This is a genomic window from Ramlibacter aurantiacus (genome assembly GCF_016722895.1).
Lineage (GTDB): Bacteria > Pseudomonadota > Gammaproteobacteria > Burkholderiales > Burkholderiaceae_C > Ramlibacter > Ramlibacter aurantiacus.
In genome coordinates this window covers 19,278-33,080 of record NZ_JAEQNA010000003.1, presented here as the reverse complement: position 1 = coordinate 33,080, position 13,803 = coordinate 19,278, and the positions used below count along the sequence as shown (strand labels likewise).

Genomic DNA, 13,803 nt, shown 5'->3' with positions numbered 1-13,803 from the left:
GCGCGCGCCCTCCGAGGTTCCTGATGCCCAGCACCGCGCGCACGCCCGCGGCGCCTTTCGAGCGGCTCACCCCCGCGCCACCTGCCGGATCCACCCCAGCAATTCGTTGGCCGCCGGCGTGAGGGCCTGGTCCTTGCGAAACAGCACGGCCATGTTCAGCGTGGGCAGCTTGTCCTTCACCGGCACCACGCACAGCTGGTCCCAGGCCTCGCCGCGCCCGAGCAGGCGGCGCGGCACGGTGGCCACCAGGTCGCCGCTGGCCACCACCTCGGGCAGCGCGAGCAGCGACTCGAAGATGATGACCGGCTGCGGCGGCTCGAGCCCCGCTTCGCGGAAGGCCTCGTCCACCACCGCGCCCGGGCCTCGCGTGACGGTGGCATAGGCCCAGCGCGCCTGCTGCAGGTCCTTCAGGCGGGTGGCGCGCGCCAGCGGATGCTTCTTGTTGGCCACGATGACCACCTCGCTGCGATAGAGCTGCTCGGCCTGCAGCTCGGGCTCCAGGTCCTCTTCGCGAAAGGGAGTGACCGCGAAATCCAGCGTGCCGTCACGCAGGCCCGGCGCGATGGCCGGGTAGGTGCCCTCGATGCAGTGGACCTGCACCTGCGGGTACTTGGCCATGAAGGGGCGCAAGGCCTGCGGCAGCACCGCCAGGGCCATCGCGGGCGAGGATGCGAGCCGCACCCGCCCGACCCAGTCGCCGCGCAGCTGCGCGATTTCCTGCTGCACCCGCGCCGACTCCGAGACGATGAGGGCGGCCCGCGGCAGCAACGCCTGGCCGAACGTCGTGAGGCTCACGCCGCGCTTGGTGCGCACCAGCAGCTGGCATCCCAGCTCGCTTTCGAGTTGCCGGATGGCCAGGGTCAGCGCGGGTTGCGAGGTATGCAGCTGCAGCGCGGCGGCGCGCAGGCTCCCGCACTCGTGCACACGGATCAGCGCGCGGAGCGTCTGGATGCGCATACGGGTTTCCTCTGTGATTTGCTTTCCTGATCATAGAAGCAAGAACTCATTAGATTCGCTGGCGGGCCGTGCCTAGGATGCAGCCATCCACAGGAGACATCGATGCCCGCCCTCACCCCTCGCCTTCTTCCGCGCGCCCTGCAGCTGGCCTTGGCCGCCAGCTGCGTGGCCGCCGCCCTGCCCTCGCAAGCCGATCCGGCCTATCCCTCCCGCGCCATCAGGATCATCGTGCCGTGGACGCCGGGCGCACCGGCCGATGCGGCCACGCGCATCGTGGCCGAGCGCATGTCGGCCTCGATGAAGCAGCCCGTGGTGGTGGAGAACCGCCCCGGCGCCTCCGGCACCATCGGCTACGCCGAGGCGCTGCGCCAGCCGGCGGACGGCTACACGGTGTACGTGCTGTCCTCGGCGTCGCTGGTGCTGCCGCTGCTCTACCCCAGCCGCAAGCTGGAGTTCACCAGGGAGCTCGACCCGGTGGGCCACCTGCACTGGAGCTACAACGCCCTGGTGGTGAACGCCGACTCGAAGCTCACCAGCCTGAACGACATCGTCTCGCGCGCCAAGGCCGAGCCCGGCAAGGTGAGCTTCGCCTCGGCCGGCAACGGCACCCCGGCCCACCTGGCCGGCGAGTCGTACAGCCGCTATGCCAACGTGCGCACCGCCCACGTGCCGTACGTGCAGTTCCCCATGGCCATCAACGACCTGCTGGGCGGGCGCATCGACTTCATGTTCATGACCACCGTGTCGGCCATCCCGCAGGTCAACGGCGGCAAGATGCGCGCGCTGGCGGTGACCTCGGCCAAGCGCCTGCCGGCGCTGCCGAACGTGCCCACCATGACCGAGCTGGGCGTGCCCAACTTCGTGTTCCGCTCCTTCGAGACGGTGGCGGTGAAGGCCGGCACGCCCAAGGCGATTGCCGACCGGCTGAACAAGGAACTGAACCAGGCCCTGGCATCGCCCGAGGTGCGCGAGCAGTTCACGGCCAACGGCTGGGACATCGAGCCCATGAGCCGCGAACAGATCACCCAGGTGCTGGCCAGCGAGAGCGAGCGTTGGCTCGCGCTGGGCCGCGACCTGCAGATCAAGGCGGATTAAGGCCCCCCCCGAAGCGCCTTCGGCGCCTCCCCCCCAGGGGGGCGCAACCAGCGGCCCGGCAAAGCCGGTTCCGCGGTTGCCGCTGGAGCGGCCGGCCGCTGTCGCGGCGGCCTGAGTGGCGCTCTTTTTAGGAAAGCGCAGCCAGCGTCCCGGCGACCGAACACCGAGATACCGAGATACCGAGATCAAGAGGACACGCATCATGTTCATCCGCAATGCCTGGTACGTCGCGGCCACGACTGCCGAGTGCAACACCGAGCGCCCGCTGTCGCGCACCCTGCTCGGCGACAAGGTGGTGCTGTTTCGCACCGGCGATGGCCGGCCGGCCGCCCTCGCCGATCGCTGCGCCCACCGGCTGGCCCCGCTGTCGCTGGGCGACATCGAGGCCGACGGCCTGCGCTGCCGCTACCACGGCATGAAGTTCGACGCGACCGGCCGGTGCGTCGAGATTCCCGGCCAGGCCGACATTCCGCCGGTGATGCGCGTGCGCGATTACCCGGTGGTCGAGCGCCACGGCTTCATCTGGATCTGGCCCGGTGACGCGGCCAGGGCCGACGCCGAGCTGATCGTCGACTGCCACTGGAACAACGCGCCGGGCTGGCCCACCGCGAGCGGCTACATCCACTACAAGGCCAACTACCAACTCGTCGCCGACAACCTGCTGGACTTCTCGCACCTGACCTTCGTGCACCGCACCACCCTGGCCAACAGCGCCTTCCCGAACGCGCGGCCAGACGTGGTGCCGTTCGAGCGCGGCATCCGCCTGTACCGCCAGATCCTGGATTGCGAGCCTTCTCCGCTGCACGCGATGGCCGGGGGTTTCACCGGCAAGGTGGACTTCTGGAACCGCCAGGTGTGGTGGCTGCCCAGCGTGTTCGAGAACTGGGCCGGCTCGGCCGAGGCCGGCGGCGAAGGTCCGCCGCACGAGCGCCCCGGCGCGCTGCACTTCCGGCACTTCTCGCTGCTGACGCCGGAGACCGAGAAGTCCACGCACTACTTCTGGATCCATCCCTGCGAATTCCCGCATGGCGACGCCGGCCTGATCGACCCCGTGGGCGACGGCATCCGCACCGCCTTTGCCGAGGACCGCTGGGTCATCGAGGCGCAGCAGGAGGTGATGGACGCGTCCCCGGGGGTGCAGCCCAAGGGCGCGGGATCGGACGTGGCGCTGAACCGCGTGCGCCACATGATCGCTCAGCGGGTGCGCCAGGAAGCGCAGGCGGCGGCCGTGGCCGCAACGGAGGGCGCATGACCGCCCAGGCCGACGCCAGGCTGCTGATCGCGGGGCAGTGGGTGGCGGCGCGCAGCGGTGAGCTCTTCACCCGCCGCGGGCCACTGTCATCCGGCACGGGCACCGTGGCCTGCGCCGCCGGCGTCGAGGATGCGCGGGCCGCGGCCCAGGCCGCTGCCGAAGCGCTGCCGGGATGGTCGGCCACCGGCCCCAGCGAACGCCGCGCAATCCTGCTGCGCGCGGCCGACCTGCTGCACACCCGCGCGGCCGACTTCACGCGGGCCATGGCCGACGAGATCGGTGCGTCGGCACTCTGGACCCGCCGCAACCTCGGCCACGCCGCGGCCACGCTGCGCGAAGCCGCGGCCCTGACCACGCAGGTCAGTGGCGAGGTCATCCCGTCGGACGTGCCGGGCTGCCTGGCCATGGCGATTCGCCAGCCCGCCGGCGTGGTGCTGGGCATCGCGCCATGGAACGCGCCGATCATCCTGGGCGTGCGCGCGGTGGCGGTGCCGCTGGCCTGCGGCAACACGGTGGTGCTCAAGGGCTCGGAGACCTGCCCGCGCACCCACGCCTTGATCGCCGAGGTGCTGCAGGCCGCCGGGTTGCCCGCGGGTGCCATCAACTTCGTGGTCCACGCACCGCGGGCCGCCGCCGAAGTGGTGGAGGCGCTGATCGCGCATCCGGCCGTGCGGCGGGTCAACTTCACCGGCTCGACCCACGTGGGACGGCTGATCGCGCTGGCCTGCGCGCGCCACCTCAAGCCGGCCGTGCTCGAACTCGGGGGCAAGGCGCCGCTCGTCGTGCTCGACGACGCCGACCTGGACGCGGCCGTCGCAGCCGCCACCTTCGGGGCCTTCACCAATTCGGGCCAGGTGTGCATGTCGACCGAACGCCCGATCGTCGACGAGGCGGTGGCCGATGAGTTCGTCGCCCGCCTGGCGGCGCGGGCCGGCGCCCTGTCGGTGGGTGACCCGCGCGAAGGCGACTTCGTCCTCGGCTCGGTGGTGGACCGCGCCACCGTCGAGCGCTGCAACGCCCTCATCGACGATGCGCTGGCCCAGGGCGCACAGCTGGTGTGCGGCGGCCGGGCCAGCGGCACGCTGATGCCGCCCACGCTGCTGGACCACGTGAGGCGCGACATGCGCATCTACCACGACGAATCGTTCGGCCCGGTCAAGGGCATCGTGCGGGTGCGCGGCGTGGAGCAGGCAATCGCCACCGCCAACGACAGCGAGTTCGGCCTGTCGGCGGCCGTGTTCGGTCGCGACATGGCGCGCGCCTGGCAGGTGGCGCTGCGCATCGAGTCGGGCATCTGCCACGTCAACGGCGCCACCACGCACGACGAGCCGCAGATGCCCTTCGGCGGCGTCAAGGCCTCGGGCTACGGCCGCTTCGGCGGCAAGGCCGGCATCGACGCCTTCACCGAGCTGCGCTGGATCACGATGCAGACCGCGCCGCGCACCTATCCGTTCTGAGGAGCACCCCATGAAAGTCAAGGCCGCCGTGCTGCACGCACCGCAGACGCCGCTGTCCATCGAGACCCTGGAGCTGGAAGACCCGCGCGACGACGAGATCCTCGTGCGCCTGGTCGCCACCGGCGTGTGCCACACCGACATCTCCATGCTGGCCCGGCCCTTCCCGGTGCAGCAACCCATCGTGCTGGGGCACGAGGGCGCCGGCATGGTCGAGGCGGTGGGCCGGGGCGTCACCAAGGTGAAGGCCGGTGACCGCGTGGTCATGAGCTACAACGCCTGCGGCCACTGCGCCAGCTGCCTGTCGCATGCGCCCAGCTACTGCCACGACTTCGCGGCCGCCAACTTCGTCGGACTGCGCGCCGACGGCAGCGCCGCGCTCTCGCGCGAGGGCGCCCCGGTGCGCCACAACTTCTTCGGCCAGTCCTCGTTCGCCACGCATTCGCTGTGCACCGAGGCCAACGTGGTCAAGGTGCCCGACTCGGTACCCGATGGCGTCTTCGAACTGCTGGGTCCGCTGGGCTGCGGCATCCAGACCGGAGCCGGCGCCGTCATCAACGTGCTCCAGCCGAAGATGGGCCAGTCGCTGGTGGTGTTCGGCACCGGGGCCGTGGGCCTGGCCGGCATCATGGCCGCGCGTGCCATCGGCGTGGGCACGCTGGTCGCGGTGGACCGGGTGCCGCAGCGCCTGGCGCTGGCCCGGGAGCTCGGCGCCACGCACACCATCGATGCGTCGCGCATCGCCGACGTGCCGGCCGAGGTGCGGCGCATCACGCGCCATGGCGCCGACTTCTCGCTCGACACCACCGCCGTGGCGGCCGTCACGCGCCAGGCGCTGGACGCGCTGGGCCCGCTGGGCATGTGCGGCTTCGTCGGCGGTGCGCCGGTGGGCACCGAGCTGGTGGTGGACGTGCGCGACATGATGCTCAAGGGCAAGACGCTGCGCGGCATCGTCGAGGGCGACGCCAACCCCGACGTGTTCATCCCGGCCTTGATCGAGATGCAGGCGCAGGGGCGGTTCCCGTTCGAGAAGCTGGTCCGGCTGTATCCGTTCGAGCAGATCGAGCAGGCGATCGCGGACTCGAAGTCGGGCCAGACCGTCAAGCCGATCCTGAGGTTCCTGGACGATTGAAGCAGGCCCCTTGCGCACGCCCGGATTCCGGCCTGCGCAAGGAATGAGCTCGCTTACTTGGACGCCCGGACCTTTTCGATTTCCATGTGGAAGGGCTTGACCACGTCCTCGCCGAGTTCTCGCGTGAACTTGTCGATGACCGGCTTGACGCGCTCACGCATGCGCGCGCGCTCGGCGGGCGATACCTCGGTGACGGTCACTCCTTTGGAGCGGATGTTGGCGATCGCCTTCTGCTCCATCTCGCGCGAGGCGCGCCGCTGTTCGGCTCGGGTCTCGACCGCAGCCGACGACAGGACCTGCTTCTCGTCGGCCGACAGGCCATCCCAGGCTTTCTGGCTGACCAGCACGATCAGCGGGTTGTAGACGTGCCGCGTCGTCGACAGGTGCTTCTGGACCTCATGGAATTTGTTGGTCTCGAACGCGACGATGGGGTTGTCCTGGCCGTCCACCGCGCGCGTCTCCATCGCCGTGAACAGTTCGGTGAAGGGCAGCGGCACCGCGTTCGCACCGAGGGTATTGAAGCTCTCGATCATCAGCGGCGTCTGGACCACCCGCAGTTTCAGGCCCTGGAAGTCCTCGGCCTTGGCGATGGGCTTGCGGCCGTTGGAGACGTTGCGAAAGCCATGGTCCCAGTAGGCCAGGCCCACCAGACCCTGCGGCGCCTTCTCGAGGAAGCGCTTGCCGACCGGCCCGTCCAGCACCGCATCGGCCTCCTTGAAATCAGCGAACAGGAACGGCAGATCGAAAACGCCGTATTCCTTGTTCAGCCCGACGAGCAGGCTGGGCGGCAGCGTGGTGATTTCGATGGTGCCACCCTGCAGGGCCGACACGGTCTGCAGGTCGCCCCCCAGCGTGCCGTTGGGGTACAGGCGCACCTTCATCTTGTTGCCGCTCTTCTGCGCCACCAGGTCGGCGAACTTCTTGGCGCCGAAGCCCATGTGGCTGTCCTGCGGTTGGACGAACGAGAACTTGAGCGTGCGCTCCTTGATGTCCTGCGCATAGGCGCCGCAGGCGATCAGTGCCGGGGCGATCAGGCCCAGGAGGGTTTTGGACACGAGCTTTTTCACGGGAGTCTCCATTCAAGTTGTGGACGGGTTGGGAGGAAAAAACCTGGTCTCAGCGCGAGAACCACTGAGCCGGCACGGTGACGAGCGACGGGAACAGCACCAGCAGTGCGAGCACGACGAGCTGGGCGACAAGGAAGGGCCACACGCCCTTGACCACGTCCTCGAACGAGATCCGGGACACGCCGGCGACGACGTTCAGCACATTGCCGACGGGCGGCGTGATCAGGCCGATGGCACAGTTCATGATGAACAGCACGCCGAAGTAGACCGGATCGATGCCAGCGGCCTTGACGATGGGCATCAGGACCGGGGTCAGGATCAGGATGGTCGGGGTCATGTCCATCGCCGTTCCGACAGCCACGACCAGCAGCATCATCATGAGCATCAGCAGGGTCTTTTGATCCATGAGCGGCTCGAGCAGGCTGGCGATCAGGCCCGGAACGTCCGCCACCGTGATCAACCAGGCGGACACGAGTGCCGCTGCGATCAGGAACATGACGACGGCGGACGTCTTGGCCGTTGCGAGAAAGACCTCGTACAGCTGCGAGGGCTTCAGCTCGCGGTAGATGACGACGGCGACGAACAGGGAATAGACCACCGCGACCACGGCCGCCTCGGTGGGCGTGAAGACGCCCATGCGCAGGCCGACGAGGATGATCACCGGGAGCATGAGCGCCCAGAACCCCTGCAGCAGCGCACGCTTGCGCTCGGCAAACGTCTGCCGCGGCGGCGTCTCGGTGTTTTCGCGTCGCACGACCCACCACCACGTGATCGCCAGCGCCGCGCCGAGCAGCAGGCCGGGCACGATCCCCGCCATGAAGAGCTTGGTGATGGACACCCCGCCCGCCACGCCGAAGATGATGAAGCCGATCGAAGGCGGGATCACCGGACCGATGCAGCCGGCCGCCGCCACCAGGCCTGCGGCGCGGCGCTTGTCGTGGCCCACGCGCACCATCATCGGCACCAGCAGCGCACCCAGGGCCGCGGCATCGGCAACGGCCGATCCCGAGAGCGCTGCCAGCAGGCAGCCGGCGAGGATGGCCACGTAGCCCAGGCCGCCGCGGTAGTGGCCGACCATCGACATCGCCACGTTGACGATGCGTTTGGACAAGCCGCCGCTGTTCATGATCTCGCCGGCCAGCAGGAAGAACGGCACCGCCATGAGCGGGAAACTGTCGGCACCGTTGATCAGGTTCTGCGCAATGATCTGCGAGTCGAACATGTCCAGGTGCAGCATGAGCGCGACGCCCGAGAGGATCAGCGCGAAGGCGATCGGCATGCCGATGCTCATGCTGGCCAGCAGGGAGGCGAGGAAGATGGTGATGGTCATGTGGAACCTCAGGCGACTTCGGCACGATCGGCAGGTTGGCGCTTCGCACCGGGGGGCATGCGCTGTGGCTCATGCTCGGCCGCGGCGATCACCTCGGGATCAGCGCCCTCGCGGACCGCGACCAGCTCGGCCTCGGACAGCTGGCCCGCCAAGGCCCTGTACAGGTCGTTCAGCACGATGAGGGCCGCCGATGCGCTGAAGACCAGGCCAGCCGCGTAGACCGTGCCCATCGAGATGCCGGTCACCGGCATCTTCACGCTCAGGTTGATCACGGTCTGCGCCCAGCTACCCTGGAAGAACAGGCCGCAGGCGAGCAGCACCAGCGCATGGCTGGTGACGAGGCAGGCCTTCTTGCCCAGCACCGGCAGGCGCTTGACGAGCGAATCGATGCCGATGTGCAAGTGCTCGCGCATGGCGACGACCGCGCCCAGGAAGGTGGCATACAGGAACAGGAGGCGGGCGACTTCCTCGGACATGGTGATGCCGGAATTGAAGGCATAGCGCAGCACCACGTTGCCGAACACCAGCACGACCATGCCGGCCAGGCATGTGACGAGCGCGAGCTTCATGAGCTGGAAGTAAGCGTCGGCTATCGCCTTCATCTGTGTCTCCTGATGTCTTGTGTTCACGTCCCGCGCGCGGGTACGTATCGCGCTGCGCACGTTCGATGGGTGCGGGGACAAGGGGCGGCCCCGGCGGCTTCGGATCCGCCGGAGGCTGAAGAAGGCCTCGAGGCGCTCAGTCGAACATGTCCGGCTGCGACCTGGTCAGGTGGTCCCAGATCGACTGGAAGTGCAGCCAGCCGATGTATTCGCTGCCCACGTGCTCCCGGCTGTAGCGGGAACGCTCGGGGCTCACCAGCACGGGCTTGCTGCCGGTCGCCTCGACCATCAGCTGCTGGCGGCAGCAGCGCTCCAGGGCGATGAACCAGAAGGCCGCAGCCTCGATGCTGTGCCGGCTCGCGGTCAGCAGCCCGTGGTTCTGGTGAATCGCGGCCTTCACACCCTTGAACCAGTCGGCCACCTTCATGCCGGCCTTTTCCTCCACCGCCACCTGCCCCGCTTCGCTCCTGATGACCACGTGGTCCTCGAAGAAGGCGGCGGCGTCCTGCGAGATCGGCTCGAGCGGCCGGCCCAGGGACGCGAACGCCGTGCCGTACACCGTGTGCGCGTGGCACATGGCGACGATGTCCGGGTGCGCCTCGTGCACCGCGGCATGCAAGACGAAGCCGGCGCGGTTGACGGCGTAGGCGCCTTCGACGACGCGGCCCGTGTGGTCCACCAGGATCAGGTTGGACAGGTTCACCTGGGCGAAGTGGATCGCCATCGGGTTGGTCCAGTAGAGCTCGGGAAACTCGGGATCGCGCACGGTCAGATGGCCGGCGAATCCATAGTCGAAGCCCTCGATCGCAAAGGCGCGGCAAGCCGCCACCAGACGCTGCTTGCGGTGCAGCCGCTCCTCGGCGAACGTGGCGAATTCCGGCTCGGTGGGGAAGACCAGACCTTCCTGCGTCGGCTGGTAGATCGACACGGAGCGGCGTGAGGTCGGCGCGGTGGGACGAGCAGGATGTTCCAGGGCTTCGGCCATTTCAGTTCCTTGTGGTTCGCAGTGAGTGGGGGATGGGCCGGGACGATATCGGCACCCCTCGTCGCGAGCCAGCGGCTTGCCGCAATAAGATTTATTGCGGCCAGGCCATGAATCTGCGGGTAATCCCTGAACGCCGCCTGATGCGCTGGGCGGCCGCTCTTCTAGCGCGACCAGGGAGGTTGACGGAAGGCGTCGACCATGTGGTCGACCACGGCACGGATGCGCGGGACCAGCTTGCGCTCCGGCAGGAACACGATGTGAATGGCCGTGTCGTCCTCCGCCTGGTAGTCGGCCAGCAGCGGGACCAGCTGGCCGGACTGGATCGCGGGCACGGCGAGATGTTCAGCCAGCCGCATGATGCCGACGCCGGCGACGCACAACTGGAACAGCGACCAGCCGTTGCTGCTGCGGAAAGACCCGTTCACGGCGAACTCCTCCCGCGAGCCGCTGATCATGAAGGGCCAGCGGTTCAGCCGGTCCATGGGCGACTGCCACATCAGGCAGTTGTGCCGCGACAGACCGTGAGGGGTCACCGGTTGTCCGTGCCGCGCGATGTAGCCGGGGGAGGCCACCACGATGCGCTGCAGATTGCACAGCCGCCGGCTCATCAGCGCCGAGTCCTGCAGCTTGCCCATGCGGATCGCCACGTCGAAGTGGTCTTCCAACAGGTTCACCAGCGTGTCCGACAGCGACAGGTGCAGGTTGATCCGGGGGTAGGCCTCCATGAAACCGGCAAGCTGCGGCACGACCTGGTCCATCCCGAAGGCCAGCGGCGCACTCAGCCGCAGATCGCCTGCGGGTTCGGGCGATCGCACCAGGTCCTCGGCCTGCTCGACGTCGTCGAGCACCTTGCGAGCCACGGTCAGGTAGGCATCGCCTTCGGTGGTGAGTCTCTGGTTACGGGTGGAACGATGCAACAGCTGGACGCCCAGCCGCTTTTCAAGGCTGGTCACCGTCTGGCTCACGAAGGGCTGGCTGATACCGAGCAGATGCGCCGCAGCAGTGAAGCTGCCGCTTTCGGCCACGGCTTTGAACACGCGCATCTCGACGAGTCGATCATCCTTCATTGGCAAACCAGGGCAGCACCTCGAATGAGGCGTGCGAATGCTACCCGCGGCCGCGGCGTGGGCGCATCGGCGGCCAGGCCATCGAGCCCTTGCGAGTCGACGGCCGCCGCCGCCCGCGCATCAACTGCCGGTCGCGCGTGTCCGCAGCGGGATCCCCTGGACCACGGGCGCGGCCGCCGCCAGGAGGTCATCCCGCGCACCCGAGCGGGGGGGATAGATGCGCTCGCGGTTCACGGTCATCTTGATGCGCTTGGCCTCGTCGCCCTCGGCGGACAGCCGCCGGTCCCAGCCTTCGGTGCACACGGCGCCCCAGGGGCCGAGGTCCAGGAGGGTGGTGTACCCGTCCATGCGCAAGGCAAGCATCGGCAGGCCGAGCAGGTCGCACACCGCGTTGTGCCCGGCGAAGCGGCCCATGGGCCGGCCGTGCTGGCACGACATCACCGATTCGTGCTCGCCGTCGAGCCGGGCGTTGGCCACGTCGCCGGCCGCGAACACGCCGGGCACGCCGCGCACGCGCATGAACTCGTCGACGTAGACCCGGCCCAGCCCATCGCGCTCGGGCGAGAGCTGTTCGGCCAGCGGATGGGCCCGCAGGCCGCCGCACCACACCACGGTTCGCGTGGCGAGGCGGCTGCCATCGGCGAAGGTGATCGCGTCGGCATCGATGCGCGCGACCGAGGTGCCCGTGAGGTGCTCGACGCCCAGCGCACCCAGCGCGCCTTCGATCACGGGCTGGGCCCCGCCCATCGCGTGGCCGACCCGGGGCGCCTTGTCCACCAGGACCACGCGCACCGGCTCGCCCGTCAACCTGCGCAGCCGCTGCGGCAACTCGGACGCGAGTTCGATGCCCGTGAGGCCGGCGCCCACGACCACCACGGTCCATCGTCCCTCGGCGGGCGGCTGCCGCCCGAGCTGCGCCAGGTGCACGCCCAGCCGTGTCGCGGCGTCGTAGGTGTCGATGTCGAAGGCGTGCTCGATGCCGGGCACCGCCGGCCGCACCAGGCGGCTGCCGGTCGCCAGCACGAGCCGGTCCCAACCGACATGCTGCAGGCCGTCCGGGGTCGCCACCTCCACCTCACGGCGTGATAGATCGATCTGGTGCGCTTGTCCCTGCAACCAACCGACGCCGGCCGGGTTCAACACCTGCGGCAACGGCACCAGCGTGTCGGCGAGGTCTTCCTCGTAGTTGCGAACGCGAATGCTGTGGTGGTCGCGGGGGTTGACCACCAGCACCTCCACCTCCGGCCGGCCCACCTCGGCCAGCTGGCGGGCCGCGCCGAGGGCGCTCCAGAGCCCGGCGAATCCTGCGCCGAGGATCAGGATGCGATGGCGTGTCTGCGTCATGGATTCCTTTCGGGTCCGCCAGCCGGACGGCGGCACCCGAATCTACGCTTTCGGCAGCTCGGTCCGGACGCGCAGTCGCCGCCCATGCGGGCGGCCAGCGCGGGAAAGACGCATGGCGGCTACTGATTTAGTTCCTGGATCAGTCTCGCGCTGTCAGCTCTGCCGGGTCAACGGTGACGCATGCCCTCGTGCCCGGCCTATGCTGGGTTGCAAGTTGTCTCCGCTGGGCCCAACCCAGCTTCCCCCGCAGCCACGGCTGCGGTTTTTTTTGCCCGCCGTCGAAAGCCGGGGCCAGGTCTCCCGGGGGCGGTCCGCGCCAGCACGAAAGCCCATCGGGATCGGTCGGGTCGCCACCGTTGACGGATCAACGCAATGGCCCTAGATTCGATCGTTGATCGATCAACGGTTTTCCCATGCCCGCTCCCCTCCACCCGTCCCCGGCCGCCGACGCCCCTTTCGCGTGGCGAGCCGATAGCTTCGGCACCACGAGTCCGTGGCTTCGTCCTCTGTCCGCGCAGGAACTGTCCGGCCTGGACGCGCTGGCCTCGCAGGATGCCGCGCGCACGCACGATGCCCATGACCCCGGTGAGCCGGCGCCCATGCCCGCCGCCTGCGAGGCGCTGGCCGCCGACATGCGTCGTGCGGTCTACCGGGGACCGGGCTTCATCCTGCTGAGGGGGCTGCCGTATGAACGCTGGGGCGTCGATGGCGCCCGCTGGGTGACCTGGACGCTCGCGCACGCGCTCGGCACGCCGGTCACGCAGACGGCGGCGGGCGCGCGGCTGGTCGATGTCCGCGACCTCTCGCGCAAGGAGAGCAGCCCGCGCCAGTTCAGCACGAGCCAGGAACTTCGGCTGCACATGGACCCGGCCTCCGACCTGATCGGCCTGGGCTGCGTGCGAGCCGCCGCGTCCGGCGGCGAGTCCGTTCTCACCAGTGCCGTGTCGATCCACGACGAGATGCTGCGCCAGCAGCCGGAGCTGCTGGCGGCCCTGTACGAGGGCTTCCGATGGCATCGCTTCGGCGAAGGCCGTCCGCAGGATGGCCCCATCAGCGAGCCGGACGTGCCGGTGTTCACGCGCGAGGGCGGGCACATCGCCTGCCGCTACGTGCGCTCCCCCATCGTCGCCGGCCACAAGGAGGCGGGCGAGCCGCTCACCGCGCGGCAGATCCAGGCGCTCGACCTGTTCGACCAGGTCGCCGCCTCGCCGCAACTGCGCATCGTGCTGCGCATGCAGCCCGGCGACCTGCTCTGGGTGAACAACATCAAGGTGCTGCACGCCCGCACGCAGTTCGTCGACCACCCCGAGCCGCTACCGCCGCGGCACCTGTTCCGCCTGTGGGTGGCCGCGCCCGAAACCGAGGCGCGCGCTCCCGCCCGGCTGAACTACTTCAACGGCGGCGCCTGCGGCATGCCGCTGACGGGCCAGAAAGCGCGCTACGACATGGAGGCCTTGCGCAAGGACCCCGCCAGCGGCGGCGTGTTCGACCTTGGCGTGTCCCGGGGCGGCGCCTGAA

Annotated in this window: 12 protein-coding genes; 5 read left to right on the top strand and 7 right to left on the bottom strand. The window is 69.2% G+C overall.

Annotated elements, in window-relative coordinates:
- Positions 1-66: 66 nt before the first annotated feature.
- Positions 67-957 (bottom strand): LysR family transcriptional regulator, encoded by an 891-nt coding sequence (locus JI739_RS10150; protein ID WP_201683787.1) that lies wholly within the window; start codon positions 955-957, stop codon positions 67-69.
- Between the two features lie 102 nt (positions 958-1,059).
- Here JI739_RS10150 and JI739_RS10145 point away from each other — a divergent pair, with 102 nt between their 5' ends.
- From JI739_RS10145 to JI739_RS10130, 4 genes are all read left to right on the top strand, one after another.
- A complete protein-coding gene (locus JI739_RS10145) occupies positions 1,060-2,052 on the top strand; it encodes a Bug family tripartite tricarboxylate transporter substrate binding protein (protein WP_201683786.1) in 993 nt (330 codons plus the stop codon).
- Positions 2,053-2,254: 202 nt separating this feature from the next.
- The gene (locus JI739_RS10140) at positions 2,255-3,304 is read left to right on the top strand and encodes an aromatic ring-hydroxylating dioxygenase subunit alpha (protein ID WP_201683785.1); all 1,050 of its coding nucleotides are present in this window, start codon (positions 2,255-2,257) and stop codon (positions 3,302-3,304) included.
- Positions 3,301-4,761: an aldehyde dehydrogenase gene (locus JI739_RS10135; protein ID WP_201683784.1), complete on the top strand. Its 1,461-nt coding sequence runs from the start codon at positions 3,301-3,303 to the stop codon at positions 4,759-4,761. The genes JI739_RS10140 and JI739_RS10135 overlap by 4 nt, the downstream gene beginning before the upstream one ends.
- Before the next feature lie 10 nt (positions 4,762-4,771).
- Positions 4,772-5,890 (top strand): NAD(P)-dependent alcohol dehydrogenase, encoded by a 1,119-nt coding sequence (locus JI739_RS10130; protein WP_201683783.1) that lies wholly within the window; start codon positions 4,772-4,774, stop codon positions 5,888-5,890.
- A 53-nt stretch (positions 5,891-5,943) separates the two neighbouring features.
- Here the strand turns inward: JI739_RS10130 and JI739_RS10125 are convergent, their stop codons facing one another.
- The 6 genes from JI739_RS10125 to JI739_RS10100 all read right to left on the bottom strand — a co-directional run bounded on the left by JI739_RS10125 (position 5,944) and on the right by JI739_RS10100 (position 12,285).
- Positions 5,944-6,957: a TRAP transporter substrate-binding protein gene (locus JI739_RS10125; protein ID WP_354003704.1), complete on the bottom strand. Its 1,014-nt coding sequence runs from the start codon at positions 6,955-6,957 to the stop codon at positions 5,944-5,946.
- Positions 6,958-7,006: 49 nt separating this feature from the next.
- Positions 7,007-8,287, bottom strand: a complete 1,281-nt coding sequence (locus JI739_RS10120) for a TRAP transporter large permease subunit (RefSeq protein WP_201683781.1) — start codon at positions 8,285-8,287, stop codon at positions 7,007-7,009.
- Between the two features lie 8 nt (positions 8,288-8,295).
- A complete protein-coding gene (locus JI739_RS10115; RefSeq protein WP_201683780.1) occupies positions 8,296-8,889 on the bottom strand; it encodes a TRAP transporter small permease in 594 nt (197 codons plus the stop codon).
- A gap of 136 nt (positions 8,890-9,025) precedes the next feature.
- Positions 9,026-9,874, bottom strand: a complete 849-nt coding sequence (locus JI739_RS10110; protein WP_201683779.1) for a class II aldolase/adducin family protein — start codon at positions 9,872-9,874, stop codon at positions 9,026-9,028.
- Positions 9,875-10,035: 161 nt separating this feature from the next.
- On the bottom strand, positions 10,036-10,941 hold the full coding sequence (locus JI739_RS10105) for a LysR family transcriptional regulator (protein WP_201683778.1): 906 nt from the start codon (positions 10,939-10,941) through the stop codon (positions 10,036-10,038).
- Between the two features lie 120 nt (positions 10,942-11,061).
- Positions 11,062-12,285, bottom strand: coding sequence for an NAD(P)/FAD-dependent oxidoreductase (locus tag JI739_RS10100; RefSeq protein ID WP_201683777.1), 1,224 nt, complete (start codon positions 12,283-12,285; stop codon positions 11,062-11,064).
- 413 nt (positions 12,286-12,698) lie between these two features.
- On the opposite strand from JI739_RS10100, the gene JI739_RS10095 reads away from it, so the two are divergent.
- A complete protein-coding gene (locus JI739_RS10095) occupies positions 12,699-13,802 on the top strand; it encodes a TauD/TfdA family dioxygenase (RefSeq protein WP_201683776.1) in 1,104 nt (367 codons plus the stop codon).
- Position 13,803 lies beyond the last annotated feature (1 nt).

What these genes read in the sequence shown, in the direction of transcription:
- JI739_RS10105 (WP_201683778.1), bottom strand. Translation starts at nt 10,941, where the DNA reads ATGAAGGATGATCGACTCGTCGAGATGCGCGTGTTCAAAGCCGTGGCC.
- JI739_RS10135 (WP_201683784.1), top strand. Translation starts at nt 3,301, where the DNA reads ATGACCGCCCAGGCCGACGCCAGGCTGCTGATCGCGGGGCAGTGGGTG.
- JI739_RS10100 (WP_201683777.1), bottom strand. Translation starts at nt 12,285, where the DNA reads ATGACGCAGACACGCCATCGCATCCTGATCCTCGGCGCAGGATTCGCC.
- JI739_RS10120 (WP_201683781.1), bottom strand. Translation starts at nt 8,287, where the DNA reads ATGACCATCACCATCTTCCTCGCCTCCCTGCTGGCCAGCATGAGCATC.
- JI739_RS10110 (WP_201683779.1), bottom strand. Translation starts at nt 9,874, where the DNA reads ATGGCCGAAGCCCTGGAACATCCTGCTCGTCCCACCGCGCCGACCTCA.
- JI739_RS10140 (WP_201683785.1), top strand. Translation starts at nt 2,255, where the DNA reads ATGTTCATCCGCAATGCCTGGTACGTCGCGGCCACGACTGCCGAGTGC.
- JI739_RS10115 (WP_201683780.1), bottom strand. Translation starts at nt 8,889, where the DNA reads ATGAAGGCGATAGCCGACGCTTACTTCCAGCTCATGAAGCTCGCGCTC.
- JI739_RS10095 (WP_201683776.1), top strand. Translation starts at nt 12,699, where the DNA reads ATGCCCGCTCCCCTCCACCCGTCCCCGGCCGCCGACGCCCCTTTCGCG.
- JI739_RS10130 (WP_201683783.1), top strand. Translation starts at nt 4,772, where the DNA reads ATGAAAGTCAAGGCCGCCGTGCTGCACGCACCGCAGACGCCGCTGTCC.
- JI739_RS10150 (WP_201683787.1), bottom strand. Translation starts at nt 957, where the DNA reads ATGCGCATCCAGACGCTCCGCGCGCTGATCCGTGTGCACGAGTGCGGG.
- JI739_RS10145 (WP_201683786.1), top strand. Translation starts at nt 1,060, where the DNA reads ATGCCCGCCCTCACCCCTCGCCTTCTTCCGCGCGCCCTGCAGCTGGCC.